Below are 20627 nucleotides of genomic sequence, written 5' to 3'. Positions count from 1 at the left end.
TAGGCCGGCTTATGTCAGTCTCCGGGAATTGGACTTGAACGAACGCGCCATCACGATCCTGGGCTGGATCGCCACCGTCACGGCGATCGTGATGTATCTGTCCTATATCGATCAGATCCGGCTCAATCTCGCCGGCCATCCGGGATCGATGCTCCAGCCGATCGCGACGATCGTCAATTGCGGGCTGTGGACCGCCTACGGCCTGCTCAAGACCAAGCGCGACTGGCCGATCGCGGTGGCCAATTTCCCGGGCGTTGTGCTCGGCGCGATCACGCTGGCGACGGCGCTCTAGCGCGACGATCGCGGGAGGGTGTGGCAGCAACGGAGCTGGCGCGCGCCTCTTAACGCGCGGCGCGGCTCTCCCCATATCGCCGGTTTCGCGCTGCCTCAGGCGGCGCCAACCGGAGACCATTCATGAAGATCGACCTCAGCGGCAAGACCGCGCTCGTTACCGGTTCGACCGAAGGCATCGGCTTGGCCATCGCCAAGGGGCTGGCGGAGGCGGGCGCGACCGTGATCGTCAACGGCCGCACCGCGGCCAAGGTCGATGCCGCGGTCGCCGCGCTCGGCGGCGATGCGCGCGGCGTGGCGGCCGATCTCGGCAGCGCCGAGGGCCATGCGGCACTGATCGCGGCCGAACCCCGGGCGGATATCGTGGTGAGCAATCTCGGCATCTTCCAGCCATCCGATTTCTTCGCCACCGACGATGCCACCTGGGATCGACACTGGCAGATCAACGTGATGGCGGGCGTGCGGCTGGCGCGGCATTACCTGCCGGGGATGGAGCAAGCGGGCTGGGGGCGCTTCGTGCTGCTCGGCTCCGAATCGGGCTTCAGCATCCCGGTCGAGATGATCCATTACGGCGTCAGCAAGACGGCCGATGCGGCGCTGGCGCGCGGACTGGCCAAGCGTATGGCCGGCACCGGCGTGACGGTCAATTCGGTGCTGCCCGGGCCGACATTGTCGGAGGGCGTGCAGGCGATGCTGGAGGAGGAGCGCGCGCGGACCGGCCGGCCGATCGAGCAGGTCGCGGCCGATTTCGTCGTCGAGCATCGCTCGGGCTCGCTGATCCGCCGCGCCGCGACGGTCGAGGAAGTCGCCAACATGGTCGTCTATGTCGCTTCGCCGCAGGCGGCGGCGACGACGGGCGCGGCGCTGCGCGTCGATGGCGGGATCATCGACACGCTGATGTGATCGGGATTGGCGGGCGCCCGGCGGGCGTCCGTCCGGTCGCGGTCAGGCTTCGCGTTCGGCCTTGGCCGCCTGGTTGACCAGCGCGCGGCCGATCGTGGCCTCGGCGCTGATCGCCATGGTTTCCCAGGTCAGCGCCGAACGCTCGTGCATCTCACGACGGTTCGGGAGGTTGGTCTTTTCGGCTGCTTCGCGCTGGGCGGCAGCATTGGCGCGGTAGGTCTCGATCACGGTCATGCCCCCCCGTACCAGAGCTTTGCCGTTCGAAACAATCGTTCTTGACACGGGCAAAGCGCGCGGCCGAACTTGACCGGCGATAAGCGTTTGATCAATGCGCCTCCCAGGGGCGCGCATCGTGCCAGCGACCAAGCAAGGAATCTCAAGTGGCTGCAGACAAAATGGACATCGACCTGTCGACCGTGCTCGACAATGTGGACGAATCGCTGGTCGAGTTCACCGCCGAAGTGGACGGCGACGATTACGAGTTCGCGGTGCAATATGCCGTGCTCGAAGCGCTGAGCGGCGACGCGCCGGAGGACGATGCGGTCGAGCAGTTCCATCGTTTCAGCGACACGGTCGCCGAGGCGGGGCTCGTCGCACTGGCGCGCAACAGCGACCAGGCGGTGATCGTGATCAGCGAGAACGATCTCGAATAAGCGCCGCGCCGGGCATCCGGCGATCGGTAGGGAACGAAACGCCCGGTCGGCCCCGCGCCGACCGGGCGTTTTCGTGTGTGCGCCGCGGACGCTCAATTCCGCTGCGGCTTTCGGACAATTATGCTGCAGGTGCTGCGATTGACGATAAGATTAGTTATGCGCACAATCTAACCTCGGCAGCGCAAGACTGCCGCGGCCGCAGGGCCACAGGGAGAGGAAACGCCATGACGAGGACGTATCTGCTTTGCGCCGCCAGCCTGACCGCGCTCGCCGCGACAGGCGCTCATGCTCAATCGATCGGGCCGGCCCCGGGCACGGCAAGCCAGCCGACGGGCGATGCGCGGCCTGGCGACTCGGCAATCGAGGACATCATCGTCGTCGCGCAGCGCCAGTCGGAGCGGTTGCAGGACGTGCCGATCTCGGTCTCGGCCTTCTCGGCCGAGACGCTGAAGACGCAGCAGATCAACAATGCCAGCGACCTGCAATTGTCGCTGCCCAACGTAACCTTCACCAAGGGCCAGTTCACCTCGGCCAGCTTCACCATCCGCGGCGTGGGCGACCTGTGCGTCGGATCGAGCTGCGACAGCGCGACGGCGATCCATGTCAACGATATCCCGCTGCTCAGCACGCGCCTGTTCGAGACGGAATATTTCGATCTCGAGCGCGTCGAGGTGCTGCGTGGGCCGCAGGGCACGCTCTATGGCCGCAACGCGACCTCGGGCGTGGCGAACTTCATCACCGCCAAGCCGGATCTGACCGGGATCCATGGCTCGGGCGAGTTCGAATATGGCAATTACAATTCGGTCAAGGCGCAGGGCATGTTCAACCTGCCGCTCGGCGAAACGCTCGGGCTGCGGGTCGCCGGTTATTATCTCAACCGCAACGGCTATACCAAGAACCTGTTCGACAATAGCCGGATCGACGGGCGCGATCTCTATGCGATCCGCGGGTCGCTGCGCTGGCAGCCGACCAGCGACACGACGATCGACCTGATGGGCTATTATTTCCACGAGAAGGACAATCGCTCGCGGATCCAGAAGCAATTGTGCCATCGCGATCCGACCGCAGTGCTCGGCTGCTCGCCCGACCGGCTGGGCTTCGAGACCACCAATGCCAACGGCACACTGGCCGCCGCACTCTCCTCGCGGCAATTGTTCGCGCTGGCCTCGCTGGCACAAGGCGGCGCGCTGGGCAATCTTGGCATCAACAACGTGTTGAACGGCACCGACGCGTTCGCCGGTGTGGTCAATCCGACCGACCTGCGCACCGTCAGCGTCGATTACAATCCGACCTATTTCGCCGACGAAGTGCAGTTGTTCGGCCGGCTGGAACAGACGCTGGGGCGGTTCAACGTCACGCTGACCGGCGGCTATGCGCGCAACTCGGTCGACGCGCGGAGCGATTACACGCTGTCGGTGGCCAATCCCTATTCGGCGGAAGCGCTGGCGCGTGCCTCCGCGGCGGCGGCGACCTTCCCGCTGTCGCTCGCGCCGGTCTTCCGTGGCGGCCAGTTCTGCGCGTCGGAGCCCAATGCCAGCCTGACCGGGGTATTCGGCGGCAATACCGCCGCGTGCTCCATCCGGCAGATCGATTTCGATCGGTCGAGCGGGCGTTCGACGCAATGGTCGGCGGAGGCGCAGGTCGCGTCCCAGTTCGACGGCGCGTTCAACTTCCGGCTCGGCGGCATCTATGTGAAGCAGGTGCAGCGCGACGCCAATTACTATGTCGTCTCGACCGGGATCGATTACGGTGCTGCGGTGCTGGGCGGCGCGCAGGCCGGCAACGGCCGGTTCCTGGGGCCGCCTTTCTTCGCCAACCAATCGTCGCGCTATGCGCTGAAATCCTACGGCATCTTCGGCGAAGCCTATGTCAACTTCAATGACCGGTTGAAGCTGACGCTGGGCGGGCGCTATTCGAACGACGACAAGTCGATCGCCTCGCGCAGCCCGATCGCCACGATCCCCGCGCCCGTCGGCAGCACCGACCTGTACGGCTCGTCGCTGGCCGGCGCGCCGAACGGCACGGGCGGCTTTTTCGGCGATGCCGATCTGACGCGCGCGGGCTATCAGCCGTTTCGCGCGACAAGCGTGAAGTTTGACGACGTCACCGGGCGCGCCGTGCTCGATTTCAAGATCAGCCCCAACAACCTGCTCTATGCGAGCTATTCGCGCGGCTACAAATCGGGCGGCATCAACCCGCCGGTCGATCCCACCTTCGTCGCGCCGCTGAGCTTCGCGCCGGAGAATATCGACGCCTATGAGATCGGCTCGAAGAACAGCTTCCTGAACGGGCAGGTGCGGCTCAACGCCTCGGCCTTCTACTACAAATACAAGAACATGCAGATCAGCCGCATCCTCAACCGCACTTCGTTCAACGACAATACCGATGCGACGATCTACGGCGCCGAGCTGGAAGCGATCGTCGCGCCGACGCCGCGCTTCGTGGTCAACATGTCCGCCAGCTATTTGCACACCAAGATCAAGGACCTGTCACTGGTCGATCCGCGCGACCCCTCCGCCGGGCGCAGCGACGTGACGATCATCAAGGACGTGCAGAATTCGTCCAACTGCGTGCTGATCCCGACCGCCGGGGCGAACGGATCGGCGCTGGTCGGCGCGGTCAACGCGTTCATCAACGGGGCGACCGGTGCGGCCAATGGCGGCGCGCTGTTTCAGTCGGGCACCGTGCCGGTGCCCGGAACCAACGCGCGCGGCGCGCTATCGTCCTGCGCGCTGCTCGCGGCGGCGGTGGCGGGCGCGCCTTACGCACCCGGATCGACGCTGGCGGCACTCGGCCCCGTGCTGCAGGCGTTCGGCTTCGCGCGCGGGCCGCTCGGCTTCTCGCTCGATTCGGGCTATGCCGTGCCGACCCTGCCGCTCGGCGTATCGCAAAGCCTGAACGGCAACCAATTGCCCGGCTCGCCCAACTACAAGGTGGCGATCGGCGCTCAGTACACGTTCGATCTGAGGGGCGGCGCGAGCATCGTGCTGCGCGGCGATTACAATTATACCGGCGAATTCTATGCACGGCCGCAGAACAGCAATATCGATCGCATCCCCAATTTCGAACAGATCAACGCGCAGATCCGTTTCAACGGGCCGAACGACCGCTATTTCGCGCGGATCTTCGTGCAGAACCTGCAGAACAATGACAGCATCACCGGGCAGTTCCTCACTGACCCGGCGGCAGGGCTCTACACCAACATCTTCACGCTGGAGCCGCGGCGCTATGGCGCGTCGATCGGGTTCAAGTTCTGACGGCACAGGGGCGGCGCGATCGCCGCCCCGTCACCCCGGCAGCGGCGGGAGAATGAGTTTCCGGCCCTCGGCCATCGCCGCGTAGAGCGCGAGAATGCGTGCCTCGGTCGCGTCGTCGCCACGCTGTTCGACCGCTTCGTGCAGCGCGATCAGGGCACGGCGCAGCGCGGCATTATGCGCATCGATCGCCGCCGGCGAAGGAGCGTCCCTCGGTTCGGGCACGACCACCGCATAGGCCGGTGCACTGCCGAGCAGGTCGCTGATCATCCGGTTCTCGCGCACTGCGCCCGCGGTGCCGCGTTCGGCCTCCTGAGCGCCGAGCAGGTTGAGCAAAGCGATCACGCTGACCCGCGCGGTCATGAACTGGCCGGCCATGTCGGGCGTGGCGGGGATGGCGAGACTCATGAAGTTGCCGCGCAGGATTTCCGGCAGCGTCGGGGTCATGCCGCGTCTCCGAAGCGCTGCAACTGATCGGCCAAAATCTCGTCGTGGCGCCGCGCGGTATACCAGGCGGAGATGCCGAGGATCGGATCGATGCAGCCCTGGCCGCGATATTCGCGCGCCGCGCCGGTCCAGATCGCCTGGCCCTTGACCGCGTTGAACAATTGCCACCAGCGCAGCGCCGCCGGATCGACGCGCAAGCCGCTCGCCGCTTCCCACAGCGCGATCGCCTGCGCCTGCGGGATCATCCCGCACACCGTGCCGGGATCGAAGTGATTCCACAGCGGATCGAACGCCCAGCCAAGATCCTCCAGCGGATCGCCGAGATGCGCCAGTTCCCAATCGAGGATCGCCAGGATCTGCCCGGCGCCGTCGTGCATCAGATTGCCCGAGCGGTAATCGCCGTGCAGGATGCGCACCGCCTGGGCGGGCGGCGGCGGGTGGCGGTACAGCCGGCGGATCGCGGCGCGAACGATGGGTTGCGGATGCGCCTCGTCGCGCAGGATTGCAGCGGCCCAATGATCCAGCGCGACGCGCCAGCATTGATCGGGCGCAGGGGCGGGGAGCAGAGAGCCGAGCGGCGTGCCGGCGGGATTGAGCGCAGCCAGCGTGCCCAGTGCGTGGAAAAAGGCGATGCCGATCGCCGGGGCGTGCGCGCCGAACGGCTGCGCCGCGAAGGGCGAGGTGACGATGCCGCCGTCGATCCGCTGCATCAGGAAGAAAGGGCGGTCGAGCTCGGCGCCGTCGATCTCCAGCGCGATCGGTTCGGGGACGGGCAGGCGACCATGAGCGGTGCGATAGGCCTCGAACTCGGTGCGGCGATCGGTGTCGATCAGGCTGCCAGCCGGATCGCGCCGCAAGATCAGCGGACGGCGCGTGTCGCCCACTAGCGCGTCGAAGCGATAGGTTTCGCGGCTCGCGCCGCCGGGGATGCGCGACAGGCCCTCGATCTCGACCGGCGCCTGCCAGCGGCGCGTGAGATAGGCGGCGAGTTGCGCGTCGAGACTCATGCCACGTCCATCAGCCCGGTGAAGCCGGACGGCGCGTGCGGGCCGATCGCGAGTTGTTCGAGCACGCCGCGCCCGATCCGCGTGCGGCCGTCGGCATGGCGCCAGGTGACGCGCGACAGTGCCTGGACGTGGAAGTGGTGCGGCAGCGTGGGATCGAGCGCGGTGAATTCCTCGCGCTCGACGATCTGCTCGCCCAGGTTCGTGCCATGCGCCCAGCGCGGATGGCCGTAGCCAAGGCCGAGCATGTGGAAATCGCGCGACGGCTCGAACGTCAGCGTGCCGCCATCTAGCGCGACCGTCGCGCCGCGCGCGTTGCGGCTGCCGGGCCGCCAGTCGATCGTCGCTGCGACGTGGCCGAAATGCTGCTCCTGTCCCGCCTGGGTATCGAGCGGGGCCCAGACCGCACGCCGGTTCCAGGCGCGGCCGTCGGCATCGTCGTTGGTGTGGAAGAACAGGTCGCCATCGTCGAACACGCAGGGGCTCCACAACCAGAAGAATTGCGGCAGTATCGCGGGGGCGGGGGCTTGCGGATCACGCGCGCCGATCGGCCGTACGCCCCAGGACCGATCGCGCGTGCCGACGAACCCGGCCACATCGATCCGCGTGCCATCGACCTCGACCCAGCCTTCGTAGCGCCCGTTCTGCGTCAGGCGTGTGTAGTCGAGGAAGGTGCGGGGGCCGAGCCGGCGGGTGAAGCGTGGTTCCTCGATCGGAAAGGAACGGCCGGTGAAGACGATGTCGGCGGCGATGCGGTGTTCGGGCGACTCGACCAGCACGCGCAGACGCTGCAGCGGCTGCTCCACGATGATGCGCACCGGCCCGACCTCGAGCGCCATCCGCTCCATATTCAGCCAGCGGCTGGCATGCAGGTTGATCTGCCGCCCGCCTGCCAGCCAGCAGAACGATGCATCGGCGATGTTGAGCTGCGGATAGATGCCGAACGCCAGCGCGAACATGCGATCGTCCGTCGGATCGGCCGGATAGCCGTTGAAGAAATAGCGATCGTAGAAATTGCGATCGGTGCCGGCATAGGCGATCGGCCCGGCCGTCTGGTGCAGCGGATAATCGTCGCCGCGCGTCAGCATGGCGCGCCTGTGGGAACGGCATCGTCGGCAACAGCCACGGTCGGCACGACACTCATGCTCCCACCGGCAGATCCTTGAACGCCTGATCCTTGTCGACGCGGATCTCGCCTGGCAGGCCGAGCACGCGCTCGGCAATGATGTTCCTGAGGATCTCGTCGGTGCCGCCGGCGATGCGCAGGCCCGGCGCGGACATCGTCGCCATGTGGAACGCGGCGTTCAGCGGTGCGAGCGCGGGATCGGCGATGATGCCGTATTGGTCGGCCGCCTCGACCGCGCTGTTGCCGATCTCCTGCAACTGGTTAGCGGCGACGATCTTGCCGATCGAGCTTTCCGGCCCCGGCGCCTGGCCCTTGGACAAAGCGGTGATCGTGCGCATCCGCGTGTTGCGCAGGCCTTCGGACTGGACCCACCAGTCGGCGAGCTTCTGGCGGAACGCGCTGTCCTTGAGCAACGGCCCGTCCGGCCCATCGGCCTGGCCCGCGAACTTGAGGATATCCTTCGGCCCCACGCCGCCGCCCGCGCCGACCGCGAGCCGCTCGTTCATCAGCGTGAACAAGGCGACCTTCCAGCCGCCATCGACTGGTCCCAGCCGCTGCGCATCGGGAATGCGCACGTCGCTGAACCACACTTCGTTGAAGTTCGAGCCGCCCGACATCTGGTGGATCGGGCGGATCTCGATCCCGGGCGATTTGAGATCGAGCCAGAACATCGTCAGGCCCTGATGCTTGGGCACGTCCGGATTGGTGCGCACCAGCACGATGCCGAAATCGCTGTAATGCGCGCCCGAGGTCCAGACCTTCTGGCCGTTGACCACCCAATCCTCGCCATCACGCACCGCGCGGGTGCGGATCGCCGCGACGTCGGAACCGCCGGCGGGTTCGGAGAAGAGCTGCGACCAGATCTCGTCGCCGCGCACGGCGGGGCCGACGAACCGGTGCTTGGTCGCGTCATCGGCAAAGCCCATCACGGTCGGCACGCACATGCCGAGACCGATCGTGAAATAGCCGCCGTCGACGGCATATTGCGCCTCTTCCTGACCGAAGATCACGCTTTCGATCGGCGTGCCGCCGCCGCCGCCCCATTCCCTAGGCCAGGTGATGCAGGCATAGCCGCCGGCCGTTTTCCGCGCCTGCCATGCCTTGCCGCGGGCGATGTCGCTGTCGTGCTGCGTGGCCTGATGCTCGGCGTAATTGGCTGCCAGCCAGTCGCGGGCGGTGGCGCGGTAGGCGGCTTCGGCGTCGCTGTCCGTGAAGTCCATGGTTCGTCCTTTCAGGCGGCCCGTTCAGGCGGCGTTGCGCATTTCGAGCTGGCCGACGAGCCGTTCGCGCCACGCGGCCGGCGCGCCGGCGACCAGGGCGAGCTGGCGCGAGCGGCGGTAATAGAGGTGGCAATCGGATTCCCAGGTGAAGCCCATCCCGCCATGCGTCTGGATATTCTCCTTGGAGGCGAACCAGAAGGCGTCCGACGCGGCGACGCGCGCGGTGGCGGCGGCGAGCGGCAGTTCGGCAGCGCCGGCATTGAGCGCCCAGGCGCCGTAATAGGCGTTGGAGCGCGCCAGCTCGTTCTTGACGTACATGTCGGCGAGCTTGTGCTTGATCGCCTGATAGCCGCCGATCTGCCGCCCGAAGGCATAGCGATCGAGCGCATAGCGCTTGGCCATATCCAGGCAGCGATCCGCGCCGCCGAGTTGCTCGAACGCCAGCAGCACCGCGGCGCGATCGAACACCGCCTGCATCGCGGCGATGCCGTCATCGCTGCCGAGCTTTTCGCACGGGGCATCGGTAAAGGTCAGCCGCGCGGCGCTGCGGGTGGGATCGAGCGTGGCGAGCGTCTCGGCGGCGACGCCGGCGCCCTTCTCGACCAGATAGAGACCGTCCCGGGCGAGCACGACGATCAGGTCGGCGACGTCGCCATCGGTGACCGGGATCTTCTCGCCGGTGAGCGTGCCGCCCGCGACGCTGGCGCCGAGCGACCGGGCGGTGACCGGGCCGCTGCCCTCCGACGTGGCGAACGCGCCGATCACCGTGCCGGCGGCGATCCTGGGCAGCCATTTGGCCTTCTGCGCGTCGCTGCCGAACAGCATCAGCGCCTCGGCAACGAAATAGACCGTCGAGGCGAACGGGATCGGCGCGCAGGCGCGGCCCAGTTCCTCGGCGATCGCGCACAGCTCGATATGGCCAAGCCCGAGCCCGCCATGTTCTTCCGGGATCGCTGCGCCGAGCCAGCCCTGGTCGGCGACGGCTTGCCACAGGCTGGCGTCATAGGCCGTATCGGCATGGTCGAGCACGGCGCGCACCCGATCGCTGCCGCAGTGCGCGGCGAGAAACTTGCGCGCCTCGTCCTTGAGGAATTTCTGCTCGTCGGAATAATCGAAGTTCATGTGCTTCCTCTCAGCGCGGCGCCATGCGGATCGCGCCGTCGAGCCGCACATCCTCGCCATTGAAATAGCCGTTGGTGATCATCTCGAGCGCGAGCCGGGCATATTCCTCGGCGTGCCCCATCCGCTTGGGGAAGGGGACGGAGGCGGCGAGCGCCTCCTTCACCTGTGGGCGCGCGCGGTTCATCAGCGGCGTATCGAAGATGCCGGGCAGGATCGTGTTGACGCGGATGCCTTCGCCCATCAGATCGCGCGCGATCGGCAGCGTCATGCCGACGATCCCCGCCTTGGCCGCGGCATAGGCGACCTGGCCCATCTGCCCGTCCTCCGCCGCCGCCGACGCGGTATTGACGATCGCGCCGCGCTCGCCGTCGAGTGGGGCGAGCGTGAGCATCCCTGCGGTGGACAGCGCGATGCAGCGGAACGTGCCGATCAGGTTCAGCTGGACGGTCAGTTCGAACCGATCCACGGGGTAGGCGGCAATCTCGCGCGTCTGCTTGTCGCGTCCCGCGGTCTTGAACGCGCCGAACCCGCCGCCCGCGCAATTGACCAGGATGCGCTCCTGCCCATTGGCCGCGCGCGCGGTCGCGAAGCCGGCCTCGACGCTGGCGTGATCCATCACGTCGACGGCGCAGAAGGTCGCGCCGATCGCGGCGGCGCCCTCGAGGCCGAGTTCGGCATTCTTGTCGAACAGCGCGACTTTGACGCCGGCGTCGCGGAGCGCGGTGGCGGTGGCGTAGCCGAGGCCGGAGGCGCCGCCGGTGACGATCGCGGCGATATCGGGGCCGAGCTTCATTGCCGGCCGCTCTCTGCTATCGCCACCCCGGCGGACGCCGGGGCCCAGTCGTGAAGGTCAATGTAATCGTGCGCAGCGTCCGCCAGCGCACGTTCCGAAACTGGGCCCCGGCGTTCGCCGGGGTGGTTTCTGGGGCGTGGCAGGGTATCCCTCATGCCGGCACCTTCGCCTTCGCCCAATATTCGTCGCGCAGCAGCCTTTTGTAGAGCTTCCCCGTCTCGTGCCGCGGCAGTTCCTCGCGGAAGTCGATGCGGCGCGGCGCCTTCACATGGCTGAGATGGGCGCGGGCGAAGGCGTTGAGCTCCGCGGCAAGCTGCTCGCGATCCTCGGACGGATCGGCCGGGCAGACGATCGCGATCACTTCCTCGCCCATTTCCTCGTGCGGACCGCCGATCACCGCTACGTCGGCGACCTTGGGATGCGTGACGAGTAAATTCTCGATCTCGGCGGGATAGATGTTGACCCCGCCCGAGATGATCATGAAGCTCTTGCGATCGGTTAGGTAGAGATAGCCCTCCTCATCGAGCCAGCCGACATCGCCGAGCGTGGTCCAGCCGTGGGCGTTGGCCGCTTCGGCGGTCTTGCCGGGATCGTTATGATATTCGAACACGCCGCCGCCGGCGAAATAGACCGTGCCTTCCTGCCGCGGGGGCAGTTCGTTGCCGTCGTCGTCGCAGATCTTGGTCTGCGCGGTGAGGTTGCGGCCGACCGAGCCCTGGTGCGTCAGCCATTCGGTGCTGGAGATGGCGCAGAAGCCGTTGCCTTCGGTGCCGGCATAATATTCGCCGATGATCGGGCCCCACCAGTCGATCATCGCCTGCTTGACCGGGATCGGGCAGGGCGCGGCGGCATGCCAGACGGCTTTTAGCGACGACACGTCATAGCGCGCGCGGACCTCTGGCGGCAGCTTGAGCAGGCGGATGAAGTGCGTCGGCACCCATTGCGCATGGGTGACGCGATATTGCTGGATATAGCGCAGCGCCGCCTCGGGATCGAAGCGCTCCATCACCACCACGGTGCCGCCGGTCTGCTGCACCGCCATCGACCAGCGCAGCGGCGCGGCGTGATAAAGCGGTGCGGGGGAGAGATAGACCATCTCCGGCGTGAAGCCGTACAGCCCCTTGCCGAGCATCACGAGCGGCGAGACGTTGGTGCCGAACGGCTCGTCGGACAGCGCGTGCTTGACGCCCTTGGGCTTGCCGGTGGTGCCCGAGGAATAGAGCAGGATGCCGCCCGGCACGGGATCGGCGATCGGCGTGGCGGGCATCGCATCGCGCGCCGCTTCGTAGGACTCATAGCCCGCGATCGTGCCGTCGACCATGTAGCGCGTCACATCGCCGATCGCCGGCAGCAGCGCATTGGCGACGCTCGCGCAGCCCTTGCTGGCGATCAGCACGCGGCAATTGCCGTCGCGCAGGATATAGTCCGCCTCGCTGGCATTGAGCTTGGACGACAGGCAGGTGCAATAGACGCCGGTGCGCTCCGCCGCCCACATCAATTCGAGATAGCGCGCCGAATTGTCCATCAGCACGGCAATGCCGTCACCACGCTTGAGCCCCAGCGCGCGCAGCAGCTGCGCGCCCTGGTTGGCGCGCGCGTCGAGCTGGCCGTAGGTTACCGTCTCGCCGGTGCCGGCCATGATATAGGCCGGCTTGTCGGGCGTTGCCTGGGCGTGATGGACCGGATGCATCAGACGCGCTCGATGATGATCGCCGGGGCCATGCCCCCTGCCGCGCACATCGTGACCAGCCCGCGCTTGAGATCGCGGCGTTCGAGTTCGTCGAGGATCGTGCCGATCAGCATCGCGCCGGTCGCGCCGATCGGATGGCCGAGCGCGATCGCCCCCCCATTGACGTTGACCTTGTCGCGATCGAGCCCGAGATCGCGGATGAACTTCTCCGCCACCACCGCGAACGCCTCGTTAATCTCCCACAGGTCGATATCGTCGACCGTGAGCCCGGCTTTGGCCAGCACCTTCCGCGCGGCCGGCACGGGGGCGTTGAGCATCAGCGTGGGATCGTCGCCCATATTCGCCATCGCCACGATCCGCGCGCGCGGCTTCAGGCCATGTTCCGCGGCATAGGCCTCGCTCGCCAGCAGCACCGCCGCCGCGCCATCGACGACGCCGGAGGAATTTCCGGCATGATGGACATGCTCGATCTTGAGATCGGGATAGCGCTGGTTGATCTGGCTGCGGAACGTGGTGCCCTGTTTGTCGAGCGGGATATCGGCCATCGCGGCGAACGCCGGCTGCAGTGCCGCAAGCCCCTCGGCCGTGGTCTGCGGGCGGGGATATTCGTCCTTCTCGAGCACGACCGCGCCGCTTTCGTCGGTCACCGGCACCAGGCTCTTGTCGAACCGCCCCTCGGCGATCGCGACGGCCGCGCGGCGCTGGCTCTCCAGCCCGAGCGCGTCGAGCGCCTCGCGGGAAATCCCTTCCATGCTGGCGATCGCGTCGCCGCAGATGCCCTGGTGCGACTGGGGATGGCTCTGCGCGAGCCGGGCATTGCCCGATCCCATGCCCATCGGGCGCTTCCCCGCCGCCATCTCGTCCTGCATCATCTGCGCGGTCATCGACATCATCTCGGTGCCGCCGGCGACGACCAGATCCTCCATCCCGCTCATGATCTGCGCCGCGGCGAAATTGACCGCGGTGATCCCGCCGCCGCAGAAGCGATCGAGCGTCGTGCCGCTGGCCTTAATATCGTAGCCGGCATCGAGCGCCGCCATCCGCCCGAGATCGCCACCCTGCGTGCCGCGCTGCGTCGAGGTCGACCAGATGATGTCGTCGACATCGGCGGTGTCGAGATGGTTGCGCTCCGCGATCGCCTTGAGCACCGTCGCGGCTAGATGCTGCGGATGCATATGCGCCAGCGCGCCCTTGCCGGTCCTGCCGATGCCCCGCGGCGTCCGGACGGCATCGATGATCAAAGCGTCGCCCACATCACTCTCCATGTTTGGCGGCGCCCGCGCTAAAGTGCGCGGCGCTGCTTGTGCCCGATTGCCACGGGCTTCGTTGTGGCGTAACATTCGTTATGGAGATAGACTTTGTCAAGCGGCGTGTCGATGCCTGATCCCGGATTTGCGGCGGCGCCGGCCGCGCGCAGCGATCTCGCACCGCGGGACTGGCTGCAGATCGGCCAGACCTTGCTGAAAAGCGGTGGGCTGCGCGCGCTGAAGCTGCGCAGCCTGGCCGATGCGCTGGGCGCCTCGACCGGCAGCTTTTACCATCATTTCAAGGATTTCGATGGCTATCAGGCGGCGCTGGCGGACTATTTCGCCGGCGCGCAGATCGATCCCTTGCTGGCCCGCATCGCGGCATCGTCGCTGCCCCCGATCGAGCGCATCCGCGCCTTTGCCGATCATGTGCGCAAACATGATCTGGCGCAGCTCGCACTCGCGATGCGCGCTTGGGCGAAAAGCGATCGGCGCGCGGCCGATGCGGTGCGCGATCATGACGACAAGATCATGGCGTTCCTCGCCGCGCAATTGCAAGCGCATGGCTTCACGCCGACCGAGGCGGGGATCCGCGCCTTCGCGTTGCTCGCGGCGGGGCTGGGCGAGGTGCATCCGCCCGAGGGCATGGATCGCGCCGCGCTGCGCGACGGGCTTTTCGCGCTGCTGTGCGATCGATAGGATCTTTTCGAGGCAACGATTCCGCACAAGCGGGACGGACAGGAGACGGGGATGCAAAGCTACGATTATGTGATCGTCGGGGCGGGATCGGCCGGCTGCGTGCTGGCCGCGCGGCTGACCGAGGATCCCGACGTCACGGTGCTGCTGCTCGAGGCGGGCGGTAGGAATGACGGCGTGCTGGTGCGCATGCCGGCCGGCGTCGGCACGTTGCTCAAGGACAAGAATGCCAGCAATTGGGGCTTCTACACCGAGCCCGAGCCGCATCTCGACAATCGTCGTTTGTGGTGGCCGCGCGGCAAGGGGCTGGGCGGCAGTTCGTCGATCAACGGCATGGTCTATACGCGCGGTCATCCGCAGGATTACGACGAATGGCGGCAGATGGGGCTGCCCGGCTGGTCGTTCGACGATGTGTTGCCCTATTTCCGCCGGCTCGAAGGCCATCATCGCGGCGACAGCGAGCTGCATGGCGGATCGGGGCCGCTGACCATTTCGGCGGGCGAATCCGACAGCCCGTTCCACGATGCGCTGATCAAGGCGGGGGAACAGGCCGGCTATCCGGTGACCGACGATTTCAACGGCGCGCAGCAGGAAGGGTTCGGCCGCTACGACCTGACGATCGCCGACGGCAAGCGCTGGAGCACGGCGGCCGCCTATCTCCGGCCCGTCCTGTCGCGGCGCAACCTGACCTGCCTTACCGGCGCGCGCACGACGCGCATCCGCATCGAGCAGGGCCGCGCGACCGGCGTCGACTATGTGCTCGACAAGGGCCAGCGCGCGGAAACCGCGATCGCCGCGCGCGAGGTGCTGCTCTGCGCCGGCGCGGTACAATCACCGCATATCCTGCAACTCTCCGGCATCGGCGATCCCGATCGGCTGACCGCGGCGGGGGTGGGCGTGGTGCACGCGCTGCCCGGTGTCGGCGAAAATCTGCAGGATCATCTCGATGTGGTGATGAACTGGCGCTCGCGCGGCCTGCGCACCGCGCACGCGCTGACCAAGGGACTCGGCATGATCGGCGTCGGGCTCAATTATGCGCTGCGCGGCAAGGGGCCGGGCCGGGGGCAGTTCCTCGAAGCGGGGGCGTTCATCTCGTCGCGCGAGGGGCTGTCGCGGCCCGACGTGCAGATCCACGGTGTGCTGGCGATCATGCAGGATCATGGCCGCACCAACGCCAAGGCCGATGGCTTCACGCTGCATTTGTGCCAGCTGCGCCCGGAGAGCCGCGGGCGGATCGGGCTGCGCTCGGCCGATCCGTTCGCCGATCCGACGATCTTCGCCAACTATCTCGCTACGCCGGAGGATCGCCGCGTGATGCGTGATTGCGTCAAGATCGGGCGCGACGTGGCGAAACAGGCGGCGCTCGAGCCGTATCGCGCGGAGGAATTGTCGCCGGGCGACGCGGTGCAGAGCGACGACGAGATCGACGCCTGGGTGCGGCGCAAGGCGGAGACGATCTATCACCCGGTCGGCACCTGCCGGATGGGGGCGGAGGGCGACGCGCTGGCGGTGGTCGACGCGACGCTGGCGGTGCGCGGGCTGAAGGGACTGCGCGTGATCGATGCCTCGGTGATGCCGACCTTGATCGGATCGAACACCAACGCGCCGACGATCATGATCGCCGAGCATGCCGCGGATATGCTGCGCGGGACAAGGCTGGCGCGGGCGGGGTAGGTATCGCAGCCGCGTGGCCGGCGGTCCGAAAGCACTGCTGTTCCCCCGCAAAAGCGGGGGGCCAGGGTCACAAGGGCTGCGCTTTGTTGCTCTGGGCTCCTGCGGGCGCAGGAGCACGGTGCGCTTTGGTCGGCGCGATGAGCTCAATCTCGCTCCGGCGCCTTCGCCAGCCCGTGCAGCAGCAGCGTCACGGTCTGCTCGGCATGGACCCGGCGGAGTGCGTCGACCGGCCCGTCATAATCGAACAAGGCCGTCAGCGTCGCGCGCCCGCCGAAGATGCCGTCGCAGGCGCTGATCGAAGCGAAGTAGAACAGCAAGGGATCGATCGGCCGGAAGTCGCCCGAGGCGATGCCCTGCTCGATGATGCGGCGCTGCGCGTCGATCACCGGGCGAACCAGCCGCGCCACGTTCGCCGCCGAGCCGGCATCGCCGGATTTGAGCAGCAACACGGCCAGCCGATTGAGATACGGCACCTTGGCATAGGTGCGGATCAGGCCCTGCAGATGATGGCGCATCTTGGTCACCGGCGGCAGGTCGGCGGTGACGAGCTGTTCGAGCTGGTCGAGCGCGGCGCCGGCATCGCGCTCGAGCAGCGCGCGCAGCAGCCCGGTCTTGCTGCCGAAATGGTAGCCGACCAGCGCGCCGTTCAGCCCCGAGGTGCGCGCGATCTGATCGAGCGAGACATCGAGCGTGTCATTGTCGCGCATGAAGACGCTGGCCGCTTCCAGCAGCCGCGCGCGTGTCTCCGCCGTCGCCTTTTCCCTAGCCATGCCGCGCCTGTTCACCGAAATGCGCCGCAGGGCAAGATCGTGTAAGGTTCGACGGGACGGTACCCCCCGGTACTACCGTCCCGTCAGGTGCTCGGCGCGAGCTTGCGCTCAGCGCGGCGCCATTCTGATCGCACCGTCGAGGCGCACGTCCTCGCCGTTGAAATAGCCGCACTCGATCATCGTGAGGGCAAGCTGTGCGAATTCTTCCGGCCGGCCAAGCCGCTTGGGGAACGGCACCGAGGCGGCCAGCGCATCCCGCACCGGCTGCGGGGCGGCGGCGAGCAACGGCGTGTCGAAGATGCCGGGCAGGATCGTGTTGACGCGAATGCCTTCGCCCATCAGGTCGCGCGCGATCGGCAGCGTCATGCCGACGACGCCCGCCTTGGAAGCGGAATAGGCCGCCTGGCCGATCTGACCGTCCTCTGCCGCGGCGCTGGCGGTGTTGACGATCGCGCCGCGCTCGCCGTCTGCGCCGGGCTCCAGCGTCAGCATGCCGGCGGCCGATTTGGCGATGCAGCGGAACGTGCCGACCAGATTGATCTGGATGAGCCAGTTGAACGCTTCCAGCGGGAAGTGCTTGATCGATCCGTCCTGTTTCGAGCGGCTGGCGGTCTTCACCGCATTGCCGGTACCGGCGCAATTGACCAGGATCCGCTCCTGGCCGTGCGCTGCGCGTGCCTTGGCGAAGCCGGCATCGACGCTGTCGTCCGAGGTCACGTCGACCTTGCAGAAGATTCCGCCGATCTCGGCGGCAAGCGCTTCGCCCTTTTCTTCCTGCAGATCGAACAGTGCGACCTTGGCGCCCTTGGATGCCAGCAGGCGCGCGGTGGCGGCGCCAAGGCCCGATGCGCCGCCGGTGACGACTGCGGCGCTGTTCCCGATATCCATTGTCTCTCCGTCCAGTTGCTGTGATCATACGATCACGGTTGCAAAACATTAGTTATGGCAATAATCCCGCCTTGCCAAGCTGCGATGCAAAATCCTCGGCGGGTCGTATGGGAGTAGGTGCGCAGATGGCGATCGATCGATGGCGCCTTGCCGCGTTTACTGCGCCGGCCTTCCCGATCGCCGCGGCCGGGCTGCCGCTGACGGTACATCTGCCGCCTTATTATGCCGGCACGCTGGGGCTCAACCTGGCGCTGGTCGGGCTGATCTTCGTGGCCGTGCGGATCATCGATCTGCCGTTCGATCTGCTGTTCGGACAGATGCTGGATCGCGCACGATGGCGCTGGGGACGGTTCCGGCCCTGGTTCGTGATCGGCGCGGTGCTGATGACGGCCTTCACCGCCTTCGTGTTCATGGCCCGCCCGGGCATTTCGCCGCTTGGCGCGTTCGGCGGGTTGCTCGGCCTGTATATCGGCATGTCGCTGTTCCTGCTGACGCATCTCGCCTGGGCGGCAACCTTGACCGACGTCTATCATGATCGGTCGCGTATTTTCGGCTGGATTCAGGCGGCGACGGTGCTCGGGCTGCTCGTCGTGCTCGCGCTGCCGCCGCTGACCGCACGGCTGCTGCACACCACGGCGCCTGCCGCGGGAATCCACGCGATGGGCGTGTTCCTGATCCTGACCAGTGCGCTCAGCACGATATTGGTGCTCGCGACGACCCCCGAGCGGGCGATGCCCCCGCCGCCGTCTGCGCCGGTGCACAGCGACTTCGCGCGCGTGCTGGTCAATGCGCTGATGCGGCGCCTGCTGCTCGCCGATCTGCTTGCCGGGCTGGCGACCGGCGTGCTTGCGGCGATGTTCATCTTCGTGTTCGAGCATCGCCTGCGCTTCGACGCGGCCACCGCCAGCGCGCTGCTCTTGCCCTATTTCCTCGCCGGGCTGGTCGCCGCACCCTTGTGGATGAAGCTCGCCTATCGCATCGGCAAGCATCGCACGGCGGGGGTCGCCGGCGTCCTGTTCTGTATCACCGCCACGGTGATTGCGTTCCTGCCGCCGGGCAATGTGATGGTCGCGATTCCGGTGCTCGCGCTGGCAGGGATGCCGTTCACCGCCTTCCCGTTCCTGATGCGCGCAATGCTCGCCGATGTGCTCGACGTCGAACGGCGCGACAGCGGGCGCGACTGCACCGGACTGTTCAGCGCGACGCTAGTGATGACCACCAAGATCGCGCATGCACTGCCGGTCGGGCTGGTCTATCCCTTGCTCGCCCTGATCGGGTTCCAGGCTGCGCCGGGCGCGATCAACAGCGATGCCGCGATTGCCGGGCTGGTCGCCCTGTTCGTCGCGCTCCCGCTGCTGCTGATGGCTGCGGCGGTGTGGGTCGTGTGGCGCTGGCCACTCGATCAGGCCGCGCATGCCGCGGTGGTGGCCGAACTCGCCCTTTCCGTCGACCCCGTCAGGAGCTGATCCATGGCCTATGCCCATACGTTTGAGGCGAACCCGCATTGGCTGCCGCGTGCGCCGCGCGATGCGATCGATCATATTCCCGGTGACAATGGCCCGCCGCTGGTCGGCAACACGTTCCGAATCCTGGCCGATCCGGTCGGCTTTACCGAGCGGATGGCGGCGCGCTTCGGGCATGTCTATCGCAGCCGCGGGATGGGCGGCAGCGGGCTGACCCTGCTCGGGCCCGAGGCGAACGAGCTGATCCTGTTCGATCGCGATCGCATCTTCTCGTCGGAGCAGGGCTGGGGCCCGATCCTCAACCTGTTGTTCCCGCGCGGGCTGATGCTGATGGATTTCGACAAGCATCGCAGCGATCGCAAGGCGCTGTCGGTGGCGTTCAAGCCGGAGCCCATGCGGCATTACGCCGCGCAGCTCGATGCCGGGATCGCCGCGCGGGTCGCCGACTGGGGCGGGCGCGAGTTCACATTCTACGATGCGATCAAGAAGCTGACGCTCGATCTCGCCGCGACCAGCTTTTTCGGCGTCGAACTGGGCGCGGAGGCGGACCGCATCAACCAAGCCTTCGTCGACGAGGTGCAGGCCAGCGTCACGCCGATCCGCAAGCCGTGGCCGGGCACGCAGATGCGCAAGGGGGTCAAGGCGCGCGCCTATCTGATCGACTATTTCGAGCGCGAGATCCCCGCGCGCCGCGCCGGCGACGGCCAGGATTTCTTCTCGCAATTCTGTCGCGCCACCGACGATGACGGCCAGCCGCTGTCGGCGCTGGCGATCGCCGATCACATGAATTTCCTGATGATGGCGGCGCACGACACGATCACCTCCTCGGCAACCAGCATGATCATGCTGCTCGCCCGCAATCCGGAATGGCAGGACAGGCTGCGCGCCGAGATCGCCACGCTCGATCCGGACGTGCCGGTGACCGAGCAGCTCGATCGGCTCGTGCTGACCGACTATGCGTTCAAGGAGGCGCTGCGCATGATGCCCCCGGTGCCGTCGATCCCGCGCCGCGCGCTCAAGGCGTTCAGCTTCGGCGGCTACGACATTCCGGCCGGTGCCAATGTCGGCGTGAGCATCACCTATACGCATCGCATGGCCGAGCATTGGCCCGATCCCGACCGCTTCGATCCGCTGCGCTTTACGCCCGAAGCATCAAAGGGGCGGCATCGCTTCGCCTGGGTGCCGTTCGGCGGCGGCGCGCATATGTGCCTGGGGCTGCACTTTGCGACGATGCAGATGCGGCTGCTGATCGTGCACCTGCTCTCGCGCTACCGGATCGCGGCGCCGGCCGGCAGCGGCGATGCCTGGCAGGTGTTCCCGATCCCGCGCCCGAAGGACGGCCTGCCGGTGCGGTTCGTGCCGGTGTGATGCGGCCTGCCGCACCGC

At 67.1% G+C, this 20627-nt stretch carries 19 protein-coding genes; 8 read left to right on the top strand and 11 right to left on the bottom strand.

The window, feature by feature from the left end:
* The first annotated feature begins 34 nt into the window (after positions 1 to 34).
* Positions 35 to 292, top strand: coding sequence for an SWEET family sugar transporter (locus NV401_RS15760; protein WP_261295398.1), 258 nt, complete (start codon positions 35 to 37; stop codon positions 290 to 292).
* A 122-nt stretch (positions 293 to 414) separates the two neighbouring features.
* Positions 415 to 1194 carry an SDR family NAD(P)-dependent oxidoreductase gene (locus NV401_RS15755; RefSeq protein ID WP_261295397.1) on the top strand — a complete coding sequence of 260 codons (780 nt, stop codon included), beginning with the start codon at positions 415 to 417 and terminating at the stop codon, positions 1192 to 1194.
* 42 nt (positions 1195 to 1236) lie between these two features.
* Here NV401_RS15755 and NV401_RS15750 read toward each other — a convergent pair whose 3' ends face one another.
* Positions 1237 to 1428: a hypothetical protein gene (locus NV401_RS15750; RefSeq protein WP_261295396.1), complete on the bottom strand. Its 192-nt coding sequence runs from the start codon at positions 1426 to 1428 to the stop codon at positions 1237 to 1239.
* Positions 1429 to 1574: 146 nt separating this feature from the next.
* Here NV401_RS15750 and NV401_RS15745 point away from each other — a divergent pair, with 146 nt between their 5' ends.
* The gene (locus NV401_RS15745; RefSeq protein WP_261295395.1) at positions 1575 to 1847 is read left to right on the top strand and encodes a DUF1488 family protein; all 273 of its coding nucleotides are present in this window, start codon (positions 1575 to 1577) and stop codon (positions 1845 to 1847) included.
* Positions 1848 to 2071: 224 nt separating this feature from the next.
* Entirely contained in the window at positions 2072 to 5104 is a 3033-nt protein-coding gene (locus tag NV401_RS15740; RefSeq protein WP_261295394.1) for a TonB-dependent receptor, read from the top strand.
* Between the two features lie 30 nt (positions 5105 to 5134).
* Here the strand turns inward: NV401_RS15740 and NV401_RS15735 are convergent, their stop codons facing one another.
* From NV401_RS15735 to NV401_RS15700, 8 genes are all read right to left on the bottom strand, one after another.
* Positions 5135 to 5548, bottom strand: coding sequence for a hypothetical protein (locus NV401_RS15735; RefSeq protein WP_261295393.1), 414 nt, complete (start codon positions 5546 to 5548; stop codon positions 5135 to 5137).
* Positions 5545 to 6555 carry a phosphotransferase family protein gene (locus NV401_RS15730; RefSeq protein WP_261295392.1) on the bottom strand — a complete coding sequence of 337 codons (1011 nt, stop codon included), beginning with the start codon at positions 6553 to 6555 and terminating at the stop codon, positions 5545 to 5547. Before NV401_RS15730 ends, NV401_RS15735 begins: the two co-directional genes overlap by 4 nt.
* Entirely contained in the window at positions 6552 to 7640 is a 1089-nt protein-coding gene (locus tag NV401_RS15725) for a hypothetical protein (protein ID WP_261295391.1), read from the bottom strand. Before NV401_RS15725 ends, NV401_RS15730 begins: the two co-directional genes overlap by 4 nt.
* 52 nt (positions 7641 to 7692) lie before the next feature.
* Positions 7693 to 8898 carry an acyl-CoA dehydrogenase family protein gene (locus NV401_RS15720; protein ID WP_261295390.1) on the bottom strand — a complete coding sequence of 402 codons (1206 nt, stop codon included), beginning with the start codon at positions 8896 to 8898 and terminating at the stop codon, positions 7693 to 7695.
* Positions 8899 to 8922: 24 nt separating this feature from the next.
* A complete protein-coding gene (locus tag NV401_RS15715; protein WP_261295389.1) occupies positions 8923 to 10020 on the bottom strand; it encodes an acyl-CoA dehydrogenase family protein in 1098 nt (365 codons plus the stop codon).
* A gap of 10 nt (positions 10021 to 10030) precedes the next feature.
* Positions 10031 to 10813 (bottom strand): SDR family NAD(P)-dependent oxidoreductase, encoded by a 783-nt coding sequence (locus NV401_RS15710; protein WP_261295388.1) that lies wholly within the window; start codon positions 10811 to 10813, stop codon positions 10031 to 10033.
* A 151-nt stretch (positions 10814 to 10964) separates the two neighbouring features.
* The gene (locus NV401_RS15705) at positions 10965 to 12503 is read right to left on the bottom strand and encodes an acyl-CoA synthetase (protein ID WP_261295387.1); all 1539 of its coding nucleotides are present in this window, start codon (positions 12501 to 12503) and stop codon (positions 10965 to 10967) included.
* Entirely contained in the window at positions 12503 to 13756 is a 1254-nt protein-coding gene (locus NV401_RS15700; RefSeq protein WP_261295386.1) for an acetyl-CoA C-acetyltransferase, read from the bottom strand. Before NV401_RS15700 ends, NV401_RS15705 begins: the two co-directional genes overlap by 1 nt.
* 123 nt (positions 13757 to 13879) lie before the next feature.
* Between NV401_RS15700 and NV401_RS15695 the strand changes: the two genes are divergently transcribed.
* Together NV401_RS15695 and NV401_RS15690 are read left to right on the top strand one after the other, a co-directional pair.
* Positions 13880 to 14449 (top strand): TetR/AcrR family transcriptional regulator, encoded by a 570-nt coding sequence (locus NV401_RS15695; protein WP_261295385.1) that lies wholly within the window; start codon positions 13880 to 13882, stop codon positions 14447 to 14449.
* A 51-nt stretch (positions 14450 to 14500) separates the two neighbouring features.
* Entirely contained in the window at positions 14501 to 16120 is a 1620-nt protein-coding gene (locus NV401_RS15690; protein ID WP_261295384.1) for a choline dehydrogenase, read from the top strand.
* 143 nt (positions 16121 to 16263) lie between these two features.
* Here NV401_RS15690 and NV401_RS15685 read toward each other — a convergent pair whose 3' ends face one another.
* Positions 16264 to 16890 (bottom strand): TetR family transcriptional regulator, encoded by a 627-nt coding sequence (locus NV401_RS15685; protein ID WP_261295383.1) that lies wholly within the window; start codon positions 16888 to 16890, stop codon positions 16264 to 16266.
* Between the two features lie 108 nt (positions 16891 to 16998).
* Positions 16999 to 17778 carry an SDR family NAD(P)-dependent oxidoreductase gene (locus NV401_RS15680; protein WP_261295382.1) on the bottom strand — a complete coding sequence of 260 codons (780 nt, stop codon included), beginning with the start codon at positions 17776 to 17778 and terminating at the stop codon, positions 16999 to 17001.
* A gap of 125 nt (positions 17779 to 17903) precedes the next feature.
* Between NV401_RS15680 and NV401_RS15675 the strand changes: the two genes are divergently transcribed.
* Together NV401_RS15675 and NV401_RS15670 are read left to right on the top strand one after the other, a co-directional pair.
* Complete coding sequence (locus tag NV401_RS15675; RefSeq protein ID WP_261295381.1) at positions 17904 to 19244, top strand: MFS transporter; 1341 nt, start codon at positions 17904 to 17906, stop codon at positions 19242 to 19244.
* A 3-nt stretch (positions 19245 to 19247) separates the two neighbouring features.
* On the top strand, positions 19248 to 20609 hold the full coding sequence (locus NV401_RS15670) for a cytochrome P450 (RefSeq protein ID WP_261295380.1): 1362 nt from the start codon (positions 19248 to 19250) through the stop codon (positions 20607 to 20609).
* Positions 20610 to 20627: the final 18 nt, after the last annotated feature.

This window comes from Sphingomonas hylomeconis (assembly GCF_025370105.1).
Taxonomy (GTDB): Bacteria; Pseudomonadota; Alphaproteobacteria; order Sphingomonadales; family Sphingomonadaceae; genus Sphingomonas; species Sphingomonas hylomeconis.
The sequence above is the reverse complement of the archived record's forward strand: the minus strand, read 5'-3'. Positions and strand labels throughout refer to the sequence as shown.

Coding starts and splice junctions, on each gene's coding strand:
- NV401_RS15755 (WP_261295397.1), top strand. CDS start 415: ATGAAGATCGACCTCAGCGGCAAGACCGCGCTCGTTACCGGTTCGACC.
- NV401_RS15715 (WP_261295389.1), bottom strand. CDS start 10,020: ATGAACTTCGATTATTCCGACGAGCAGAAATTCCTCAAGGACGAGGCG.
- NV401_RS15720 (WP_261295390.1), bottom strand. CDS start 8,898: ATGGACTTCACGGACAGCGACGCCGAAGCCGCCTACCGCGCCACCGCC.
- NV401_RS15675 (WP_261295381.1), top strand. CDS start 17,904: ATGGCGATCGATCGATGGCGCCTTGCCGCGTTTACTGCGCCGGCCTTC.
- NV401_RS15730 (WP_261295392.1), bottom strand. CDS start 6,555: ATGAGTCTCGACGCGCAACTCGCCGCCTATCTCACGCGCCGCTGGCAG.
- NV401_RS15680 (WP_261295382.1), bottom strand. CDS start 17,778: ATGGATATCGGGAACAGCGCCGCAGTCGTCACCGGCGGCGCATCGGGC.
- NV401_RS15710 (WP_261295388.1), bottom strand. CDS start 10,813: ATGAAGCTCGGCCCCGATATCGCCGCGATCGTCACCGGCGGCGCCTCC.
- NV401_RS15735 (WP_261295393.1), bottom strand. CDS start 5,548: ATGACCCCGACGCTGCCGGAAATCCTGCGCGGCAACTTCATGAGTCTC.
- NV401_RS15740 (WP_261295394.1), top strand. CDS start 2,072: ATGACGAGGACGTATCTGCTTTGCGCCGCCAGCCTGACCGCGCTCGCC.
- NV401_RS15685 (WP_261295383.1), bottom strand. CDS start 16,890: ATGGCTAGGGAAAAGGCGACGGCGGAGACACGCGCGCGGCTGCTGGAA.
- NV401_RS15705 (WP_261295387.1), bottom strand. CDS start 12,503: ATGCATCCGGTCCATCACGCCCAGGCAACGCCCGACAAGCCGGCCTAT.
- NV401_RS15750 (WP_261295396.1), bottom strand. CDS start 1,428: ATGACCGTGATCGAGACCTACCGCGCCAATGCTGCCGCCCAGCGCGAA.
- NV401_RS15725 (WP_261295391.1), bottom strand. CDS start 7,640: ATGCTGACGCGCGGCGACGATTATCCGCTGCACCAGACGGCCGGGCCG.
- NV401_RS15695 (WP_261295385.1), top strand. CDS start 13,880: ATGCCTGATCCCGGATTTGCGGCGGCGCCGGCCGCGCGCAGCGATCTC.
- NV401_RS15690 (WP_261295384.1), top strand. CDS start 14,501: ATGCAAAGCTACGATTATGTGATCGTCGGGGCGGGATCGGCCGGCTGC.
- NV401_RS15670 (WP_261295380.1), top strand. CDS start 19,248: ATGGCCTATGCCCATACGTTTGAGGCGAACCCGCATTGGCTGCCGCGT.